Annotated in this window: 18 protein-coding genes; 14 read left to right on the top strand and 4 right to left on the bottom strand. The window is 37.9% G+C overall.

Features of this window, described 5'->3' with window-relative positions; genetic code table 11:
• The first annotated feature begins 37 nt into the window (after positions 1–37).
• Complete coding sequence (locus B9N79_RS21210) at positions 38–778, top strand: alpha/beta hydrolase (RefSeq protein ID WP_019393398.1); 741 nt, start codon at positions 38–40, stop codon at positions 776–778.
• A gap of 64 nt (positions 779–842) precedes the next feature.
• The gene (locus tag B9N79_RS21205; RefSeq protein ID WP_019393399.1) at positions 843–1,043 is read left to right on the top strand and encodes a DUF6501 family protein; all 201 of its coding nucleotides are present in this window, start codon (positions 843–845) and stop codon (positions 1,041–1,043) included.
• 42 nt (positions 1,044–1,085) lie between these two features.
• Here B9N79_RS21205 and shc read toward each other — a convergent pair whose 3' ends face one another.
• Positions 1,086–2,942: a squalene--hopene cyclase gene (gene shc / locus B9N79_RS21200; protein WP_046216852.1), complete on the bottom strand. Its 1,857-nt coding sequence runs from the start codon at positions 2,940–2,942 to the stop codon at positions 1,086–1,088.
• A 198-nt stretch (positions 2,943–3,140) separates the two neighbouring features.
• Between shc and glsA the strand changes: the two genes are divergently transcribed.
• The 4 genes from glsA (at position 3,141) to B9N79_RS21185 (ending at position 6,098) form a co-directional block, all read left to right on the top strand.
• Positions 3,141–4,070: a glutaminase A gene (gene glsA, locus B9N79_RS21195; RefSeq protein WP_019393401.1), complete on the top strand. Its 930-nt coding sequence runs from the start codon at positions 3,141–3,143 to the stop codon at positions 4,068–4,070.
• A gap of 364 nt (positions 4,071–4,434) precedes the next feature.
• On the top strand, positions 4,435–4,830 hold the full coding sequence (locus tag B9N79_RS21190; RefSeq protein WP_040058098.1) for a hypothetical protein: 396 nt from the start codon (positions 4,435–4,437) through the stop codon (positions 4,828–4,830).
• A gap of 277 nt (positions 4,831–5,107) precedes the next feature.
• Positions 5,108–5,254 (top strand): hypothetical protein, encoded by a 147-nt coding sequence (locus B9N79_RS26265; RefSeq protein ID WP_019393403.1) that lies wholly within the window; start codon positions 5,108–5,110, stop codon positions 5,252–5,254.
• A gap of 1 nt (position 5,255) precedes the next feature.
• Complete coding sequence (locus tag B9N79_RS21185; RefSeq protein ID WP_019393404.1) at positions 5,256–6,098, top strand: prohibitin family protein; 843 nt, start codon at positions 5,256–5,258, stop codon at positions 6,096–6,098.
• A 32-nt stretch (positions 6,099–6,130) separates the two neighbouring features.
• Here the strand turns inward: B9N79_RS21185 and B9N79_RS21180 are convergent, their stop codons facing one another.
• Complete coding sequence (locus B9N79_RS21180; RefSeq protein ID WP_019393405.1) at positions 6,131–6,505, bottom strand: thiol-disulfide oxidoreductase DCC family protein; 375 nt, start codon at positions 6,503–6,505, stop codon at positions 6,131–6,133.
• Between the two features lie 257 nt (positions 6,506–6,762).
• On the opposite strand from B9N79_RS21180, the gene B9N79_RS21175 reads away from it, so the two are divergent.
• On the top strand, positions 6,763–7,137 hold the full coding sequence (locus B9N79_RS21175) for a hypothetical protein (RefSeq protein WP_019393406.1): 375 nt from the start codon (positions 6,763–6,765) through the stop codon (positions 7,135–7,137).
• Positions 7,138–7,352: 215 nt separating this feature from the next.
• On the opposite strand, the gene gltC is transcribed toward B9N79_RS21175, so the two are convergent.
• Positions 7,353–8,255, bottom strand: coding sequence for a glutamate biosynthesis transcriptional regulator GltC (gene gltC, locus B9N79_RS21170; protein ID WP_019393408.1), 903 nt, complete (start codon positions 8,253–8,255; stop codon positions 7,353–7,355).
• 145 nt (positions 8,256–8,400) lie between these two features.
• On the opposite strand from gltC, the gene gltB reads away from it, so the two are divergent.
• The 7 genes from gltB (at position 8,401) to B9N79_RS21140 (ending at position 17,513) form a co-directional block, all read left to right on the top strand.
• Entirely contained in the window at positions 8,401–12,954 is a 4,554-nt protein-coding gene (gltB, locus tag B9N79_RS21165; RefSeq protein ID WP_046217010.1) for a glutamate synthase large subunit, read from the top strand.
• An 18-nt stretch (positions 12,955–12,972) separates the two neighbouring features.
• The gene (locus B9N79_RS21160; protein WP_019393410.1) at positions 12,973–14,451 is read left to right on the top strand and encodes a glutamate synthase subunit beta; all 1,479 of its coding nucleotides are present in this window, start codon (positions 12,973–12,975) and stop codon (positions 14,449–14,451) included.
• Positions 14,452–14,571: 120 nt separating this feature from the next.
• Entirely contained in the window at positions 14,572–15,147 is a 576-nt protein-coding gene (locus B9N79_RS21155) for an HAD-IA family hydrolase (protein WP_040058095.1), read from the top strand.
• Between the two features lie 87 nt (positions 15,148–15,234).
• A complete protein-coding gene (locus tag B9N79_RS26260) occupies positions 15,235–15,390 on the top strand; it encodes a hypothetical protein (RefSeq protein WP_019393412.1) in 156 nt (51 codons plus the stop codon).
• A 187-nt stretch (positions 15,391–15,577) separates the two neighbouring features.
• Positions 15,578–16,285 (top strand): poly-gamma-glutamate hydrolase family protein, encoded by a 708-nt coding sequence (locus B9N79_RS21150; protein WP_040058094.1) that lies wholly within the window; start codon positions 15,578–15,580, stop codon positions 16,283–16,285.
• A gap of 228 nt (positions 16,286–16,513) precedes the next feature.
• Entirely contained in the window at positions 16,514–16,711 is a 198-nt protein-coding gene (gene cspD, locus B9N79_RS21145; RefSeq protein WP_019393414.1) for a cold-shock protein CspD, read from the top strand.
• A 127-nt stretch (positions 16,712–16,838) separates the two neighbouring features.
• On the top strand, positions 16,839–17,513 hold the full coding sequence (locus tag B9N79_RS21140) for a YjbE family putative metal transport protein (RefSeq protein WP_048896746.1): 675 nt from the start codon (positions 16,839–16,841) through the stop codon (positions 17,511–17,513).
• A 35-nt stretch (positions 17,514–17,548) separates the two neighbouring features.
• Here the strand turns inward: B9N79_RS21140 and B9N79_RS21135 are convergent, their stop codons facing one another.
• On the bottom strand, positions 17,549–19,165 hold the full coding sequence (locus B9N79_RS21135; RefSeq protein ID WP_019393416.1) for an ABC-F family ATP-binding cassette domain-containing protein: 1,617 nt from the start codon (positions 19,163–19,165) through the stop codon (positions 17,549–17,551).
• Between the last annotated feature and the right edge of the window lies 1 nt (position 19,166).

The raw sequence follows: 19,166 nt of genomic DNA, 5'->3' as shown, positions 1-19,166 counted from the left end.
GTACGATAGAAAAAAAGAGTACAAAGGGTGACAAGGGATGGATGAAAAGTATGCGGTTGTTCAGAACGCTGAAGAGCTTTATCATCAAGGTAGTGAAATAGGGGTATTAGTGCTCCATGGGTTTACAGGTACAACGCAAAGCGTGAAACCTGTATATACTGTGCTAAAAGATAAAGGATACACTGTATATGCCCCACGCCTTAAAGGGCATGGGACGCATCATGAAGATATGGAAAAAAGCACGAAAGAGGACTGGCTTTCCTCTGCTCAAGAAGGATATGAAAAACTAACTGAAGCATGTGAACGTATATTTGTAACAGGCCTTTCGATGGGTGGAACGCTAGCCCTTCATTTAGGTGCTCAATACCAAAATATCGCAGGCATTATTCCGATTAATCCGGCTATTGATATGCCTCATTTAAAACAGCAGAGCGAGACAGAAGCTCGCTTTTTAACCGGAATCGGCTCTGATATTAAGAAAGAAGGCGTACACGAACTTGCTTATGAAAAAACACCTGTTGCGTCAATAAGAGAGCTCACTGCATTAATGGAGAAAGTGAAGAACAATCTTCACGAAGTGACATCACCGCTTCTTTTGCTTTCTTCTAAAACGGACAATGTTGTTCCACCCCATAATAGCCAATATGTTTTCAGCAATGTTGAAAGCGAGCAAAAAGAAATGATAACGCTATCAAATAGCTTTCATGTTGCAACACTTGATCATGATCAAGGCTTTTTATGTGAAAAAATCGTAAAGTTTATTAGTGAAAGATGTTAGCCTCTTTTTTTTAGAGTAAGAATTCGGTACAATAGAACGGACAAACTTAAAGGAGTGTACGTTCATGATTCATCAAAACTGGAAAGATCGTCCAACAATTAAAGAAATTAAATGTGTGCATACAAATGCAAGTAAATATATGGTTGAAAACGTACTAAGCGTAAATAAAACATATGAAGTCAAAAACGAAACAGAAGAGTTTTATTTCGTTGTTGACAACACAGGAAAAGTTGGCGGCTATTATAAGGAATATTTCGAAGAATAAGCAATTGCTTATTCTTTTCTTTTTACAGAAAAGCCAAGCGTTTTACGCTTGGCAATAGTGACTAAGAGCAAGAAGAGGAAAGATATAGTTATAGCTGTGATAGCGAATATAAAACTGCTCTGGTAAGCCAATTCCCGTTGGATATGTTTTTGCTTTATGAATATGCGGGGTTAAAAGAAATTTTACTCCGTTTTTAATTGTGACGTGTTCCTTTGGCAAACATGTTAAAAGAGCATCAAGTGCCCATGATGTTTGAGAAGGAGTACTAAATGAAAGAGGTACGTATTTTTTGACTTCAGAGCTTCGGCAAGATTCACCCCATCCTCCATCTTGACGCTGATGTTTTTTAAGAAAGAGAACGCCTTTTTGGATGTGAGGGTCATCAAGTGGCACCCCAACAGCTCTCATCCCTGTTAAAGCTGCCCATGTGCCGTAAATATAGCAAACTCCCCAGCGACCATACCATGAACCATCTCTCTCTTGCTGATTACAAAGCCACTTCACAGCTCGCTTTACGGCTGGATGTTTTTCTGTTAAACCAGCGAATTTTCCGAGAAACTGAAGCACTCGCCCTGTTAAATCTGCTGTTGAAGGATCAATAATAGCATCTTCTGCATTTTTTAACGGAATATGAGTTAGGAGCTGAAAATCAACGTTTTTTTCAAATGCCGCCCATCCTCCATCTCTATTTTGCATAGATAAAAGCCAATCAACGCCTCTATTCCATGAGCTAAGATACCGAGTATCGTGAACGCTTGGAGCAGTGATGGCTCTTAGGGCGGCAGACGTGTCATCAAGATCGGGATTTATCGTATTGTTATGTGAAAATCCCCATCCTCCAGGCGCTATGTGGGGATTGTGAACAGCCCAGTCTGCTACTTTTTTGTGCTGGTTATTTAATAGGTAGAAACTCGCTTTTTTTATCATTGGATCCTTATAACTCACACCGCTTTCTTGCAGAGAATAAGAAAGCAATGCTGTATCCCATACAGTTGAGGTTGAATTTTCAAGATGATTCATGCCGTCAACAGTTGTGACGAGCTTTTTTAGACCATTTATGGCATTGATAATAAGAGGAGAGTTTTTTTCATACCCTAATGCTAGTAATCCATAAATCATAAAAAATGTAGCCGTTGCATAGCTGTACAAGGTGCCGTCATCTTCAATTCGGCTAATCATATACGATTCAGCCTTTTTATAGCCTGCTTGATGCATGTAACTTGGTAAGTTGCGCAATCGTTTTAAATAAAAAAACAGATCTTTAATAATGAAGCGTTCATCTTCAACATTCCATTCTTCTTCAGCTCCTTCACGTTCATAGAGAGAGTAGATGCTATGATTACTCGGGATGGAAAACTTTTTGTTAGCAGCAATCATCATTGGTACAAAATGAATACGCGCATATGTGCTTAACGAAAAGAAATTAAGCGGAAAAGACGTGGGGATATTCATGATAGTCATCGGTACATAAAAAAAGCGCGGCCATGGATATAAGCCGTTTGCACAAAGCATCCATTTCGTTAAAAAATGAGCTTTTTTCACACCGCCGTTTTGCTGAATAAAGCGCTCTGCTCGTTTCATATGCGTTTCCTCTTTTGAAGAAGCTCCTGCTACAAGTAGAGCTGTATATGCTTGAATGGTTGCTGACAAATTGCCTTGTGGCTCGTCTTCATAGTGTCGCCATGTACCGTCTTTATGCTGAAGGGAAAGAATCCGCTTAGAAAGTTTGGCAATCAAGGGCTCTTCTTCAGCTCCAAGTGCTCTTAGGGTTAAAATCATATAGGCATCAGCCATAACGCCTGTTTCAAAAGGAAAGAGCCATGAACCATTCTCTTGTTGAAGTTCGCGGAGCTCCTTGATAAGATGAGTTGTATGCTGTTTTGCTTGTTTAGTCCACACGTTTCTTCGCCACCTTAAAAATGTCTTTATAACTTTATATTCAAAAATTTTTCTACTATGTAAACAACGTGGTGAAAAGAAACGATTGGGAACAATGTAAAACAAGATTTGAAAGCTCAGATATGAAAGAAGTATATTTAATAAACAACCTCTAATGGGATAACCTAAAGAGAGAAATGTAGGTGAGGAGTTATGCTAATGCAATGTGAATCAAGTCAAGACTTAAAAAACCTAGTTGATGAAGCTAGAATTTATACAAAAGAAGGACAAGTTGCTCAATACATACCAGCTTTAAGAGAAGCAGATCCAGATAAATTAGCTGTTGCCGTCTATTATCCAAATGGTAACTGTTATGCAGCGGGAGATGTTAAACATAAGATGACGTTACAAAGTATCTCTAAGGTCATTAGTTTAGCACTAGCGTTAATGGATAGAGGAGAAGATTTCGTATTTGACTATGTAGGAAAAGAGCCTACGGGCGATCCGTTTAATTCAGTTATTAAATTAGAGACGATTTCACCTTCTAAACCTCTGAACCCAATGATTAACGCAGGAGCTTTAGCTGTTACACATATGCTTATGGGAAGCAGCGTAGAGGAAAGATTTAATCGTCTTTTAGACTTTGTTAAAGAACTTACAGACAAGCCTACAATTACGTATAATAAAGAAATTGCTCAGTCTGAATTTGAAACAGCTGAATTAAACAGAGCTCTTTGTTATTTCTTAAAACAGCATGACGTCATTAACGAAGATGTTGAAGAGTTAATGGAGCTATATACAAAACAGTGTGCAATTGAAGTTGATTCTGTAGACTTAGCGAGAATTGGCTGCGTGTTTGCAATGAACGGTGTAGACCCAAGAACAGGAAAGCAAATCATTCCAGCTAATATCGCAAGAATATGTAAAACATTTATGGTGACGTGCGGGATGTATAATGCTTCTGGAGAATTTGCAATTGATGTTGGCATTCCAGCCAAAAGTGGCGTATCAGGCGGTGTAATGGGAGCTGTGCCTAATCGCTGTGGAATTGGTATCTACGGTGCTGCACTAGATGATAAAGGGAACAGTGTAGCAGGTATTAAGTTGTTAGAAATGATGTCTAGAAAGTATGCGTTGAGTATGTTTTAAAAACTGCCGAGGATTCGGCAGTTTTTTTATTTGAAAAGAAAGGTCTTTATTCTTGCGATCTTTCTACTCTTTAGTTGAATAAGATAGGGTTTTAAGGAGAATTGGCTCATGAACCGCGGTTTATTTACTGGTAGATTAATGGAAGTAGAGGGGGGATGATACAGAAAAGGGTTACATTTATTATAAGTTTTGTTTTTATATAATAGTAAGCTATAAAATCTTGAAGTTATAAGTATACATATCTTTATGCCTACTTTATTATCCTTTTCAGGTGAAAATACTCATGAATATAGACTTTTCCTTTGTTAAAATTCAAAAGTTATAAATTTTATAATTTTATAATTTTTAACAGAGGACGATTTTTATGAGCCGAACATTAGATGCATTGCACGAGAAACTAGATAAACTAAATAAACAAATTGAAGAATTACATAGATGTGTAAGAGAATATCACGTGCTGAGAGAAGATTCTGGGCTTATTTTTAATGTAACTAAGAATCTTGTTATAACAGGTACAGCTGAAACATATTGGCAAGGAAATAAAAGGGCACAGTTTCTTCAAGAGTTTTCTAAAAGTCAGAGCCTAATGAGCTCTTTTGTAGAAACAGTCGGAACTCAAATCTTTCAAATTAATATGAGTATACGCTATTTAGAAGATAAGAAATCAGACCTTATAAATCAGATTGAGGTTGAAATTCAATCTGAACCAAAGGATATGGAGAAAGCATGGGTTCAAACGCAAGATGAAATAGTTAAATAAAACAAAGAATTAGAGAAATAAATAAACTAGCTAAAATATCTTTACAATATAAATACTTCAAAAACACTCATACAGTAAGCCAAAAGCAAAGAAATCTCCATTTCTTTGCTTTTTTACAATTTTCTTTAAAAAAATGAAACCTTTTCGTAACCTTATCGTAAATAATACTAAGATAACAACATAAAGTGTAAAAGAGGAATTAAAATACCTTCTCCAAATAAGGAAGGGTGGATTAATGTGAACTTTTTCACTTTAATAAGTTAATGGGGTGATGCAATTGTTTTCTTTATACGTTTTATTTATTTTGTTCTTTTTAAGCCTTGGAGGCATATGGCTTTGGTTAGGGAAGAAGGGTGTATTTCAAAAAGTTGGAGAGAAAGCAGAGGAAGTAAAAGATGCATTTAAAGACAAGGAGGGAAAATAATATGTTGAAAACAGGAAAAGCAAAGCTTGGGGCCGTGCTTGTAGGGCTAGCGATTATTTTAGGTGGGGTACTTGCTATTATGTCGATTACTCAAGTTGATCAAGGTCATATCGGGGTTGTGTACAATAGATCTGGAGGGGTTGAAAAGCAAACGCTTGGTCAAGGATGGCACTTTGTATCTCCATGGAAGAAAGTCACACAATATCCGGTTGCAATGGAAACGGTATCATATGAAGATGTACCACTTGCAACGAAAGATGGAAAACCGCTTGATATTGATGCAACATATAACTACGCAAACAATCCTGAGAAAGTTGTTGATATCTTCAATAAGTTTAAAGGAGCAAAGCCAGAAGTGATTGAGAACACGTTCCTTCAGTCACGGATGAAAGATGCGGCATTATCTGTAACATCTAAATACACGATTCTTGAAATCTTCCAAAAGCGTGAGCAGATTAAAACAGAGATTGAGCAAGAGTTTATAAAAGATGCCAATAAGTATGGATTCGTTGTTTCAGACTTTGTTCTTGGTACACCAAAACCAGATGAAAAAACACAAAAAGCGATTCAAAATGTTGTAGATGCACAGCAAAAGCTTGAAGCAATGAACGTTGAGAAGCAGCAAGCAGAAGTGCAGGCTGAAAAAGCAAAAGTAGAAGCACAAGGTAAGGCAGACGCTGCAATTATTAAAGCAAAAGCAGAAGCAGAAGCAAACAAAGTAGTCAGTGAATCATTAACACCAGAAGTAATTGAAATGAAGCGTATTGAGAAATGGGATGGAGACAAAAATGTTCAAACGAAAGTTGTTGGCTCTGATTCTGATGTTATTGTTGGTGGAAAATAAGAAAGACCGAGGCTTTTGCCTCGGTTCTTTGTTTAATACGCGTGCTGTCCTTTTTCCGAATAGCGTCCAAACCATTCATAGCGGTTTTCAGAAACCCATGTATAAAGTGGCACACCTAGCTTCTCCATGAGCGGAAGAAAAAGAAGCATGCCAATTGGCCATGTAAGCGGGAGTGATTTTAAAATTTTCCGAACGGTATAAAATCCGCTAAACAGTTCATTATCACGAGAAATCATATGAATTTCGTCATAAATATTACGCTTAGCTAAAAAGCGGAACTTTTGTTCAGATTGAATAGATTGAACAGGCATCCAATCAAGACGTTTTCCCCAATCAAGGGCTTGGACAACTTTTTTTACATTTGAACAAAGGGGACAGTCAGCATCATAAAAAACAAGATGTTTCATACTATCTACCACCTTTCATATGTAGTGCTCTTTTTCCCTTCTTCGGTATATTTTACACATCTTTTTGAAAAGGAATATTTTCTAGTATTTCTTCATAGTAATTAGGAGAAAAGAAAGAGTTGTAGTTCAAAAGCTTGGTTTCCATTTTTGAGCAAAAGGTGAACATTGACCTCTATATGTACGTTCTGTATTGAAATTATGTTATAATACGTTTAAAATATGATGGTCAATCCGAGACTATACAGGAGGTTATTAGGTTGTCCATTGCAGGAAAAAAATTAATGCTACTAGTACTTTTACTTGTGTTTTTATGTTTACTAGTTTTCTATTATATGAACAACGTAGCTAACAAAACAGATGCGAAGGAGCAAGCAGAAGTTTTGCAAAGTTTGCCTGCATCTGAGAAAACAAAAGATACAAAAAATGAGCGATTTAATATTTACTACTATCAAATCACTAAAATAGATGGGAATTCATACAAGGCTAAGACAAAAGAAGGAACAAGCATTACCTTTACGACAAAGAGCCTTGAGGAACCTCTTAGTGACAAGCTTGCAGAAGGTGATATTATAAAAGCTTATTTCGACAAAAAAGTACCAACAAACGGACTTTACAAAGTAGAGAAAAGGTGAGCTCAATATTTGAGTTCATCTTTTTTTCGTTTAGGAACATACTACCTAAAAAAGGAGGTTTACGATGAATAAGAAGCAAACCGAAGAAGAACAAAAAGAAAGAAGCGATTTGGCAAGTGAACGAGGGAACGGAAATCAAGACAAGAGTCAAGACGGTTTTCGCTATGACTATGATGATTAAGCATGTTAAAAAGGCTTCCATACTTGGAGCCTTTTTAACTGTACTGCTGTAGAATAGAGAAAAAGTCTTTCACAAATTCATAAAAAAGTTGTTCAGATGGAGCAAGTTTACGATGTTTAGGAATAATTATACCAACGGTTCTTGTCACATGTGGAAATTCAATCGGCACTTTTACCGTAAACTTTGGCATTGTTTCATACAGCGTACTTTCTGGAAGAAGCGTTACACCAATCCCTGCTGAAACAAGTCCTTTAATTGCATCAAGATCTTCTCCAACTGATGATACATTTGCTTTGAATCCCGACTGTTTACACGCATCAATCGCAAGTCTGTGCAAGACATAACCTTTTGGAAAAAGAACGAACGCATCATTGCGAAGCTGATCAAGCCTGATTCGTTCCTTGCTTGCAAGAGGATGGTTTGAAGGAAGAAGAGCCAAAATCTTCTCAGAAAACAAAATCGTTCCTTCTACATCGTTATCATCTCGTGGAACAGGTCCTAAAAAAGCTAAATCAATTTCTCGGTTTTTAACGGCATCAATTAAAAATTTATAAGAACCTTGACGAAGATGAAAGGCAACGTTCGGATGTTTTCCTTTAAAGGCGGAAATAACGGTTGGTAATGTGTGGCTTGCAAGGCTTGTTGGAAAGCCAATTTTAATTGTCCCCCGTTCAGGATCAAGATGTTCATCAATAAGCTGCTTTGCATTATCAATTGCTTTTAACGCTGTCTCTGTGTGAGTTAAGAAAAGCTTCCCGATTGTCGTTAATTTAATGTTCCGACCCTCTCGCTCAAAAAGAGCAACCCCAAGTTCTGTCTCCAAGTTACTAATTTGTCTACTTACCGCAGACTGAGCAACATGAAGGGCAAACGCAGCCTCTGAAACGTGCTCACGCTTTGCCACTTCTACAAAATAAATAAGCTGTCTGAGCTCCATTTTATCTCCCTCCTTTAAACCTATCTCATATTGAGATTGTTTTAATCTAAATTATATATTGTTTATATCAATTTGTGAAACTACAATTAGTATTGTAACGTAATCGGCATAGAGAGAAAAAGAAATGGAGTTGGAGGAATGCCCTATGACAATAAATAAACTACCTCAAGCACAAGGTCTTTACCGCCCAGAATTTGAGCATGATGCATGTGGAATCGGTCTTTACGCACATTTAAATGGTCGTGCGTCGCATGATATCGTGGAAAAAGGGCTTCATATGCTTGATCAATTAGAGCATCGTGGTGGGCAGGGAAGTGACCCAGAGACAAGTGATGGAGTTGGCATTATGGTCCAAATTCCTCACGACTTTTTTCAAAGCGTTTGTACTTTTACATTCCCTGAAAAAGGCCACTATGGAGTTGGTATGATCTTTTTCCCACAGGATGAGAAAGAGCGCGCTCACTATGAATCGGAAATTAACAGAATAATCGAAGAAGAAGGACAACAATTATTAGGCTGGAGAACGGTGCCTGTTGACAGTACGCACATTGGACCAACAGGAAGAGAAAGTCAGCCATACGTTCGTCAAGTTTTCATTGCCAAAAATGAAAATGTTGAAGAAGGCTTACCGTTTGAGCGGAAATTGTATGTAATTCGCAAACGTGCTGAAAAAGTTGGTGAAAATACAGCGTTCTATTTTGCGAGCCTTTCAAGTCAAACGATCGTATACAAAGGGCTTATGACACCGTCTAAAGTATCTAGTTTTTATAAAGATTTAAAAGACGAGCGTTTTACATCAGGTTTTTCACTTGTTCACTCACGATTTAGTACAAATACGTTCCCAAGCTGGGAAAGAGCGCATCCAAACCGTTATTTAATTCACAATGGTGAAATTAATACGCTTCGTGGAAACATTAACTGGATGAGAGCACGTGAGCAGCAGTTTATTTCAAAAGCATTTGGCGATGATCTAGATAAAGTAATGCCTCTTCTCGATATAAATGGAAGTGATTCTTCTATTTTAGACAATGCATTTGAATTTTTCACGCTTGCTGGCAGAAAACCTGCCCATACTGCAATGATGCTTATTCCAGAACCATGGGCACGCGATGAGAATATGGAAGACGATAAAAAAGCTTTTTACCAATATCATAGCTGTCTTATGGAGCCGTGGGATGGTCCAACGGCAGTCGTGTTTACAGATGGAAATGAAATTGGCGCTATTTTAGATCGTAACGGTCTTCGTCCTGCCCGTTATTATGTAACAAAAGATGATTATCTTATTCTTTCTTCTGAAGTTGGCGTAATTGACGTTGATCCGGAGAATGTTTTATATAAAGATCGTTTAAGTCCAGGGAAAATGCTTCTTTTAAACCTTGAAGAAGGACGAATTATCTCAGACCGTGAGCTGAAGGAAGAGATGATTTCAGAGCACCCATACCGCGAATGGTTAAACGAGCAAATGATTGAAATTAATGATTTAGAGCAAGCTGAAGTTTCTGAAAAAGTAGAAAATTTAGTTCAGTTGCAAAAAGCATTTGGTTATACGTATGAGGAAGTTTCAAAAAATATTATCCCTATGGTTACAGAAGGAAAAGATCCAATTGGGTCAATGGGACTTGATACACCGCTTGCTGTGCTTTCTAATCGTTCACATTTATTGTACAACTATTTCAAGCAGCTTTTCGCTCAAGTTACAAACCCGCCAATTGATGCAATTCGAGAAGAAATTGTGACATCAACAATGACGCTGTTAGGTCAAGAAGGCAACATTCTTCACCCTGATAAATCAGCAGCACGTCGTATTATGCTTGATGCACCATTTTTAACAAATGAAGAAGTAGCTCGTTTGAAAGAAACAAATGTGAAAGAATTTAAAACAAAAACCCTATCACTTCTTTTTAAAGAAGATATCGAAAAAGCGCTTGAAACGCTTTGTGGGGAAGTAGACAAAGCAATGGCAGAAGGAAACACAATTATCGTCTTATCAGACAGAGGCGTTGATGAGCACAATATGGCAATGCCAACGCTCCTAGCAGGAAGTGCTGTGCATCAGTATCTTGTAGAAAAGGGAACGAGAACAGCTGTAAGCTTAGTTGCAGAAACAGCAGAAGCTCGTGAAGTTCACCATTTTGCGGTTCTTATTGGTTATGGAATTGATGCAATCAATCCTTACCTTGCATATGAAACACTTCGTGAAGGAATTAAAGATGGGGTTATTAAAGTTTCTTATGACAAAGCTGTTGCAACTTTCAATAACACAGCATCTGAAGGTGTTGTAAAAGTTATGTCAAAAGTAGGGGTTTCAACTATACAAAGTTACAGAGGTGCTCAGATTTTTGAAGCAGTAGGTATCGGAGAAGATGTTATTAACCGCTATTTTACAGGTACAGCATCACAGCTTAGCGGAGTTGGGCTAGACGTTATTGAACAAGAAGTGAAAATGCGTCATGAAGCAGCATTTGTTGGCAATTATAAGGATGAAACGCTTGAGGCTGGAAGTGAACTACAGTGGAGACGAAATGGTGAGCATCATGCGTTCAATCCACAAACAATTCATACGCTTCAACATGCATGTCGTACAGGAAACTATGAACTTTTCAAAAAATATTCGAAAATGGCAGATGACGAACAGCTTACGTTCTTACGCAATGCCTTTTCATTTAATAAAAAGAGAAAAAGCATTTCAATTGATGAAGTAGAGTCTGTTGATTCGATTGTAAAACGATTCAAAACAGGAGCAATGTCGTTTGGATCTCTTAGTGAAGAGGCTCATTCAACATTAGCGATTGCAATGAACCGTCTTGGCGGAAAGAGTAACAGTGGAGAAGGTGGAGAAGATCCAGCACGTTTTACAAGAGACGAAAATGGAGACTACCGCCGCAGTGCAATTAAACAAGTAGCATCAGGCCGATTTGGTGTAAACTCACACTATCTTGTAAATGCAGATGAGCTTCAAATCAAAATGGCACAAGGAGCAAAGCCTGGTGAAGGTGGTCAGCTTCCGGGAACAAAAGTATATCCATGGGTAGCTGAAGTACGTGGCTCAACGCCTGGTGTTAGCTTAATTTCACCACCGCCGCATCATGATATTTATTCTATTGAAGACTTAGCACAGCTTATTCATGATCTTAAAAATGCCAACTCAAAAGCACGCATTAGCGTAAAGCTTGTATCAAAAGCAGGGGTTGGAACGATTGCAGCGGGTGTTGCAAAAGCAGTTGCAGACGTTATTGTAATCAGTGGTTATGATGGAGGAACAGGTGCATCACCAAAAACAAGTATTAAGCATACAGGTCTTCCATGGGAGCTTGGCTTAACAGAAGCGCATCAGACGCTGATGATGAACAAACTTCGCAGCCGCGTTATTTTAGAAACAGATGGAAAACTGATGACAGGCCGTGATGTTGTAATGGCTGCCCTATTTGGAGCAGAAGAATACGGGTTTGCAACAGCTCCACTTGTTGTTCTTGGTTGTATTATGATGAGAGCATGTCATCTTGATACTTGTCCAGTTGGTGTGGCAACTCAAAACCCTGAGCTTCGTAAAAAGTTTTTAGGTGACCCAGATCATATCGTAAACTTCATGCGTTTTATTGCACAAGAAGTACGTGAAATTATGGCAGAGCTTGGCTTCCGTAGTGTAGAGGAAATGGTTGGTCAAACAGAAGTGCTTGAAGTGAGTGACCGTACAAAATCTCACTGGAAAGCAAAGCATCTTGATTTAACAAAGCTTCTTTATAAAGTAGAAGGAGAGCATACGCGTACAGAATATCAAAATCATAAGCTTGATCAATCACTTGACGTAGCTGAGATTTTACCAAAATGTGAGCGTGCTCTTAACGATAGAACACAAGTTGATTTAAGCTTTAATATTCGCAACGTTAACCGTGTTGTTGGAACTATTGTGGGAAGTGAAGTAACGCGTCGTTTTGGTGAGAAAGGTCTTCCAGAAGATACGATTACGCTTCGCTTTAACGGTTCAGCAGGTCAAAGCTTCGGAGCATTTGTTCCAAAAGGGATGACACTGAACTTACAAGGAGATGCAAACGACTACGTTGGAAAAGGACTTTCAGGTGGTAAAATTATCGTTCGCGCTCCTGAAGTAAAAGCCCAGGCGCCAGAAGACAATGTTATTGCTGGAAATGTGTCACTTATTGGAGCAACAGCTGGTGAAGCATATATTGAAGGTCGCGCTGGGGAACGCTTCTGTGTTCGAAACAGCGGAGCACACGCTGTTGTGGAAGGTGTTGGAGATCATGGCTGTGAGTACATGACAGGAGGCCGCGCTGTTATTATTGGAGCTGTTGGTAAGAACTTCGGCGCTGGAATGTCAGGTGGCGTTGCGTATGTTCTTCCAGATGATGTTGAGCACTTTGATCAAACGGCAAATAAAGAAATGGTGTATTTTGAAACTCTTCAAGATGAAGAAGACATTAAAGAACTAAAAGCAATGTTAACAAAACATATGAACTATACAGGAAGTGTGAAAGCAACACAAATTTTAGCTCATTGGGAAGAGTCTGTTGCAAAGTTTGTGAAAGTCATTCCGAAAGATTACAAACGCATGCTACAAACAATTGAAGCAATGAAAGCGTCTGGAATGGAAAAAGATGAAGCAGTTATGGCTGCCTTTAAAGCAAACTCATCAAATAAATCTGAAAAAGTAGATGAGACTCTTCAAACAATCGGATCTTAATAAAGGGGGCGAACGGTTATGGGAAAAGCAACAGGATTTATGGAGTATGATCGGGAAGCACCAAAACAGCGCGACCCTAAAAAACGCACAGGAGATTGGAAAGAGTACGCCAACTCATTTACAGATGAACAGTTGAGTCGCCAAGGCGCTCGATGTATGGATTGCGGCACACCATTTTGCCAAATGGGAACTGAAATAAATGGGATGACAGCAGGCTGTCCTATTCATAACTTAATTCCAGAGTGGAATGATCTTGTGTACCGCGGTAGATGGAAAGAAGCGTTAAACAGACTTCTAAAAACAAATAATTTTCCAGAGTTCACAGGGCGCGTTTGTCCAGCGCCTTGTGAAGGCTCTTGTACAGTTTCAATCAATGATCCAGCCGTTGCGATTAAGAATATCGAGCGTTCAATCATTGATAAGGGCTTCCAAGAAGGATGGATTACACCACGTATTCCAAGCGAGCGTACAGGAAAAAGAATTGCTGTTGTTGGATCAGGTCCAGCAGGATTAGCAGCGGCTGACCAGCTTAACCAAGTTGGTCACACTGTTACAGTATATGAACGTGCAGATCGTATCGGCGGCCTTTTAATGTACGGTATTCCAAGCATGAAGCTTGAAAAGGAAGTTGTAGAACGTCGCGTTAACTTACTTCGCCAAGAAGGCATTGATTTTGTGACAAATACAGAGATCGGAAAAGACATTACAGCAGAGCAGTTGAAAGAAGAATACGATGCTGTCATTCTCTGTACGGGAGCGCAAAAACAGCGTGATCTTGTAATGGAAGGACGCGAATTAAAAGGAGTTCATCTTGCAATGGACTACTTAACACATTCAACAAAGCAAGTGTTAAACGGTTCAGATTTTGATGAAGCTTTTGATGCAAAAGGAAAAGATGTTATTGTAATCGGCGGCGGAGACACTGGTGCTGACTGTATCGCAACGGCTGTGCGTCAAGGCTGTAATAGCTTAGCTCAGTTTGGTAAACATCCAATTTTACCAAATGATCGCTCACTTGATAATCCATGGCCACAATCACCGCTTACATTTGCGCTTGATTATGCTCATGAAGAAGCACAGGCATCTCTAGGGAAAGATCCTCGTGAATATCTTATCCAAACGAAAAAGTTTGTGGGAGATGAAGAAGGCAACTTAAAAGAAGTGCATACAGTAGCAATGGAGAAAGTAATTGAAAACGGAAAATTTGTTTTCAATGAAATTCCAGGGACTGAAAAAGTATGGCCTGCACAGCTTGTATTTGTTGCAATTGGATTTGAAGGAACAGAAATGCCGCTTCTTTCTCAATTTGGAGTAGAAGTTGAGCGTAACCGTGTTAAAGCAGAATACGGCACATATGAGACGAACGTTGATGGCGTTTTTGCTGCAGGTGATGCACGTCGTGGTCAAAGTTTAATTGTTTGGGCAATTAATGAAGGTCGTGGCGTAGCGAAGAGCGTTGATCATTATTTGATGGGCGTTACAAACTTACCTGTCTAATGGGAGTGTTTTAAGGGTTAAATAAAAGGGGTTTATATATAGAGAAGAAAGCAGAGCAGTAAGGGGATTGCTCTGCTTTTTCGCGTTGTTGTGATACGATAAATGTAAGGGGGAACAGAAATGAATATTCTATGGGATTTTGACGGAACTATTTTTGATACATATCCGACTATTGTTCAGACGTTTAAACGGTTAATAAACGATAAGGATGTAAGTGATGAAGAAGTGCTTGAAAAATTAAAAGTATCTTCGCTTCATGCAATGGACTATTTTGGAGTTGAAAAAAAGGAGTTTGATAAAACATTTCATCAACAAGAAAGCGAGCTTGACGTTCGAGAAAAGCCTCCGTTTGCTCACGTTGAAGAGGTGCTGAAGGCCGCTTCTTGTAACGTTATTGTGACTCATAAAGCTAAAAAATCGGCAGTGGATATTTTAACACACTACAAGTTAAAGCATTACTTTACAGAGATTATTACCCTTGATGATGGCTATAATCGAAAGCCAGATCCTCAATCATATCGTTATTTACATAACTTATATCATATTGATTTAGTGATTGGCGATCGAGAACTTGATCTTCAGCCAGGGAGAGAAATCGGGATTAAAACATGTGCGTTCCAAAATGCTTATCTTGCAGCAGATTTTCATCTTCAAGATTATCAGCAATTTTTCACGAGAGTTATGCCTTACTTATAAATAAATGTTAGAAAACCTCACATATACAGAGGAATCCTTGTTAGGGTTTGTTATAGTAGATATAACAAAGAGCCAGGGGGAATCAAAATGGAACAAATTACGATTCAGTCAATTTTGATTTATCGGTTAATAAGTAAGGGAATTTATCAAGGGCAAAGTGGAAAAAATCTTCATCATCTTGAAGAAGAAGAGCTTCAGAAACTATTAGCTAGAAATGAAGAACAAGAAAAGTGCTTTTCTTAAACTCGTTTGTTTTAAACAAACGAGTTTTTTGTGGTTGAAAATAAAATAATGCATATATAAATAAGAAAACAGTTGTGTATATATTAAAAAAAACGGACAAAAAGATCTAAAAGTTAAACATTACTTTCTGCCTAATGATAAACAAAATGTCATGTTCCTATTTTGTTTTTAGAGGAGAGAAACTCTTATGTTGATTGTGTTTATTGTAAATCTTTTTGTTTCGCTTTTACATCCTATTGAACTAGATTCCGGAACAAAAGCCATCTCTCAAAACTCGGAAGGGTATGAGAGCTATGAGCAGTTAAAAGAGGGAGAGAAAGAAGGAGTTGATTATCGTATTCGCTATGAAAACAGAGATACAAGTATTGCTGTTTTTGCGATTCACGGTGGGCGAATTGAAATTGGTACATCAGAAGTTGTTGAAGGTTTAGCCTCGAGAGGTAACTATTCTTACTATATGTTTGAAGGAATTAAATCACAAGATAACGGAATTCTTCATATTACATCAGTGAAATTTGATGAGCCTATCGCAAGGACACTTGCAAGACATTCTCAAACAATGATTTCTTTACACGGCTTTTCAAGTGAGGAAAGAGTTATATATGTAGGAGGAAGGAATGAGCTATATAAATATGAAATAAAGAAAGCGCTTACCAAATATGGCTTCCGTACTGAAGAACCTAGAGCAGATCTAAGAGGAGAAGAACCTAAAAATATCGTAAATGATACGCTATTAAAACAAGGTGTTCAGCTTGAGATTTCTTCTTCTATCAGACGTTCTTTTTTTGAAAATAACGATTGGTCGAGAGGAAATATTGAAAATAAAAGTACTGTTTATTATAGATTCATTAATGCACTAGAAGAAGCAACTTCTAAATACGGAAATAACCTTTAAAAGGTATATATGTATATTTAAACCATATAAAACGCTTTCTTAAGAGGAAATTTGCGAAAAACTATTGCAACATGTTTAAAAACCTGATACATTAGAGATAATTATTTTTGTTCGCTATATGTATGGATAGAATAAACATTTCGAAAAAGGTTTTTGTCTTGAAGTATTATATGTGGCAAGAATAGTAATATATTTGTACACATATGTTGTGCAGTAGGAGGAAATAACATGTTACAAGGTAAAGTAAAATGGTTTAATGCAGAAAAAGGTTTCGGTTTCATCGAAGTTGAAGGTCAAGACGATGTATTCGTTCACTTCTCTGCTATTCAAGGCGAAGGCTTCAAAACTTTAGAAGAAGGTCAAGAAGTTTCTTTCGAAATCGTTGAAGGTAACCGTGGACCACAAGCAGCTAACGTTCAAAAGTAAGCTGTTTTAATGATATAAAAGCTGTCGAGAAATTTTCTCGGCAGCTTTTTCGCGTTTTAAAGGGGATAAACTTTCTTGGCTGTTCATATAGTAGATAAAAAGCGGACAGGCAGGAGCTGAAGAGCGGTTGGAAACTTTGTTAACACTCGTTGAGATTGTGTTTATAAACCTTATTTTAAGCGGGGATAATGCTCTTATTATTGGAATGGCAAGCCGCCATTTAACAGACGTGCAGCGGCGCAAAGTGTTTATTTACGGAACGTGCGGAATTATCATCATTTACGTTGTTTTAGCAAGCTTAGCAAGCGTACTGCTTCATTTTCCTTTTGTGAAGTTAGTAGGGGGGATTTTACTTATTGTTACAGCGGTGAAATTGTTAACGTCAGCAGAACAGATGGATGATGGAGAAGATAAAAAAAGTAAGACAGTCAGAAAAGCACTTTTTGTGATTTTGCTTTCTAACGTTGTTATTGGGTTAGATAACGTATTGTCTATTACAATGCTTGCAAAAGGTAATTTTCCTCTTATGATTGGTTCTATTATGATTAGCATTGTTTTTCTTGTATGGGGAAGCACTCACATTGCTCAGCTTATGGGAAGCTATCCATTGCTCATTACAGCAGGATCTCTTATTTTAACGTACAGTGCAACAATGATGATGGTAAGTGATCCTTTCTTGATTACCTTTTTTATTCAGCTCCCGTTCTTAAAAACAATGCTTCCGACCGTTTTTACCATTGGTGTGCTTTGTTTTAATATCTTGTATGTGTTAAAGAAGAAGTTTATTTACTTTCGTACATAAAAAAGCTTGTAGCACAGTGCTACAAGCTTTTTTATTTATTGCTGTTGAGCTAATTTCTTTTGTACATCAGGATCCGCTAAATATTCATCATATGTCATTTCTTTATCAACAAGACCGTTTGGCGTTAATTCAATAATGCGATTTGCAATTGTTTGAATAAACTGATGGTCATGTGAAGCAAAAATAAGCGATCCTTTGAAGTTAATAAGTCCGTTATTTAATGATGTAATAGATTCAAGGTCTAAGTGGTTTGTTGGTTCATCAAGCAGTAGAACATTCGCATTGCTTAGCATCATTTTAGAAAGCATACAGCGAACTTTTTCTCCTCCTGAAAGAACGCTAGCTTTCTTCATCGCTTCTTCACCGGAGAAGAGCATACGACCTAAGAATCCGCGTAGGAATGTTTCTGTTTGGTCATCTGGTGAGTATTGACGAAGCCAGTCAACAAGCGTTAAATCATTTCCTTCAAAATAAGGAGCATTGTCTTTTGGGAAGTAAGATTGAGAAGTTGTAATTCCCCATTTGAACGTTCCTTCATCAGCTTCCATTTCACCTGTTAGAATTTTGAAAAGCGTTGTTTTAGCAAGTTCATTATGGCCAACAAGTGCAATTTTATCGTCTTTGTTCATAATAAAGCTTACGTTGTTTAACACTTTCACACCATCAATTGTTTTAGATAGACCTTCTACACGTAAAAGGTCATTTCCGATTTCACGCTCTGGCGTAAATTGAACGTAAGGATAGCGGCGAGAAGATGGCTGAATATCATCAAGCGTAATTTTCTCAAGCATTTTCTTACGAGATGTTGCTTGTTTCGATTTCGATGCATTAGCGCTAAAACGAGCAACGAAATTTTGAAGCTCTTTAATTTTTTCTTCTTTTTTCTTATTTGCTTCTTGCGTTAATTTTGCTGCAAGCTGACTTGATTCATACCAGAAGTCGTAGTTTCCAACATAGATTTGAATTTTTGCAAAGTCAAGATCTGCGATATGTGTACAAACTTGGTTTAAGAAGTGACGGTCATGGGAAACAACGATAACGGTATTTTCAAAGTTAATAAGAAAGTCTTCAAGCCATTGAATAGCCTTAATGTCAAGATGGTTTGTAGGCTCATCAAGAAGAAGAACGTCAGGTTTGCCAAATAGAGCTTGAGCTAATAATACTTTTACTTTTTCAGCTCCTGTAAGGTCTTCCATTTTCTTTGTATGAAGATCTTCAGAAATGCCAAGTCCTTTTAAAAGGATTGCTGCTTCTGATTCTGCTTCCCAACCGTTAAGTTCAGCAAATTCACCTTCAAGTTCAGCTGCTTTAATGCCGTCTTCATCAGAGAAGTCTTCTTTCATATAAATAGCGTCTTTTTCTTTCATAATTTGATACAGACGCTCATGTCCCATAATAACAACTTGAAGAACTTCATGTTCTTCATATTCAAAGTGGTTCTGCTTAAGAACAGCTAAGCGTTCACCTGGATTCATATGAACATCGCCAGTTTGAGCTTCAAGTTCACCAGATAAAATCTTCAAGAAAGTCGATTTTCCAGCTCCGTTTGCTCCAATTAGCCCGTAGCAGTTTCCTGGCGTAAATTTAATCGTAACATCTTCAAATAACTTGCGATCACCAAAGCGCAAGCCAATATTATTTACTGATAACATA

Source organism: Priestia filamentosa (assembly GCF_900177535.1).
Lineage (GTDB): Bacteria > Bacillota > Bacilli > Bacillales > Bacillaceae_H > Bacillus_I > Bacillus_I filamentosa.
This window is presented reverse-complemented; position numbering and strand designations above follow the sequence as displayed.

Excerpts from the sequence above, each read along its gene's own strand:
- B9N79_RS21210 (WP_019393398.1), top strand. The coding sequence starts at position 38 with ATGGATGAAAAGTATGCGGTTGTTCAGAACGCTGAAGAGCTTTATCAT.
- B9N79_RS21160 (WP_019393410.1), top strand. The coding sequence starts at position 12,973 with ATGGGAAAAGCAACAGGATTTATGGAGTATGATCGGGAAGCACCAAAA.
- cspD (WP_019393414.1), top strand. The coding sequence starts at position 16,514 with ATGTTACAAGGTAAAGTAAAATGGTTTAATGCAGAAAAAGGTTTCGGT.
- B9N79_RS21190 (WP_040058098.1), top strand. The coding sequence starts at position 4,435 with ATGAGCCGAACATTAGATGCATTGCACGAGAAACTAGATAAACTAAAT.
- gltB (WP_046217010.1), top strand. The coding sequence starts at position 8,401 with ATGACAATAAATAAACTACCTCAAGCACAAGGTCTTTACCGCCCAGAA.
- B9N79_RS21180 (WP_019393405.1), bottom strand. The coding sequence starts at position 6,505 with ATGAAACATCTTGTTTTTTATGATGCTGACTGTCCCCTTTGTTCAAAT.
- B9N79_RS21150 (WP_040058094.1), top strand. The coding sequence starts at position 15,578 with ATGTTGATTGTGTTTATTGTAAATCTTTTTGTTTCGCTTTTACATCCT.
- B9N79_RS21205 (WP_019393399.1), top strand. The coding sequence starts at position 843 with ATGATTCATCAAAACTGGAAAGATCGTCCAACAATTAAAGAAATTAAA.
- B9N79_RS26260 (WP_019393412.1), top strand. The coding sequence starts at position 15,235 with ATGGAACAAATTACGATTCAGTCAATTTTGATTTATCGGTTAATAAGT.
- B9N79_RS21155 (WP_040058095.1), top strand. The coding sequence starts at position 14,572 with ATGAATATTCTATGGGATTTTGACGGAACTATTTTTGATACATATCCG.
- B9N79_RS21185 (WP_019393404.1), top strand. The coding sequence starts at position 5,256 with ATGTTGAAAACAGGAAAAGCAAAGCTTGGGGCCGTGCTTGTAGGGCTA.
- glsA (WP_019393401.1), top strand. The coding sequence starts at position 3,141 with ATGCAATGTGAATCAAGTCAAGACTTAAAAAACCTAGTTGATGAAGCT.
- gltC (WP_019393408.1), bottom strand. The coding sequence starts at position 8,255 with ATGGAGCTCAGACAGCTTATTTATTTTGTAGAAGTGGCAAAGCGTGAG.
- B9N79_RS21135 (WP_019393416.1), bottom strand. The coding sequence starts at position 19,165 with ATGTTATCAGTAAATAATATTGGCTTGCGCTTTGGTGATCGCAAGTTA.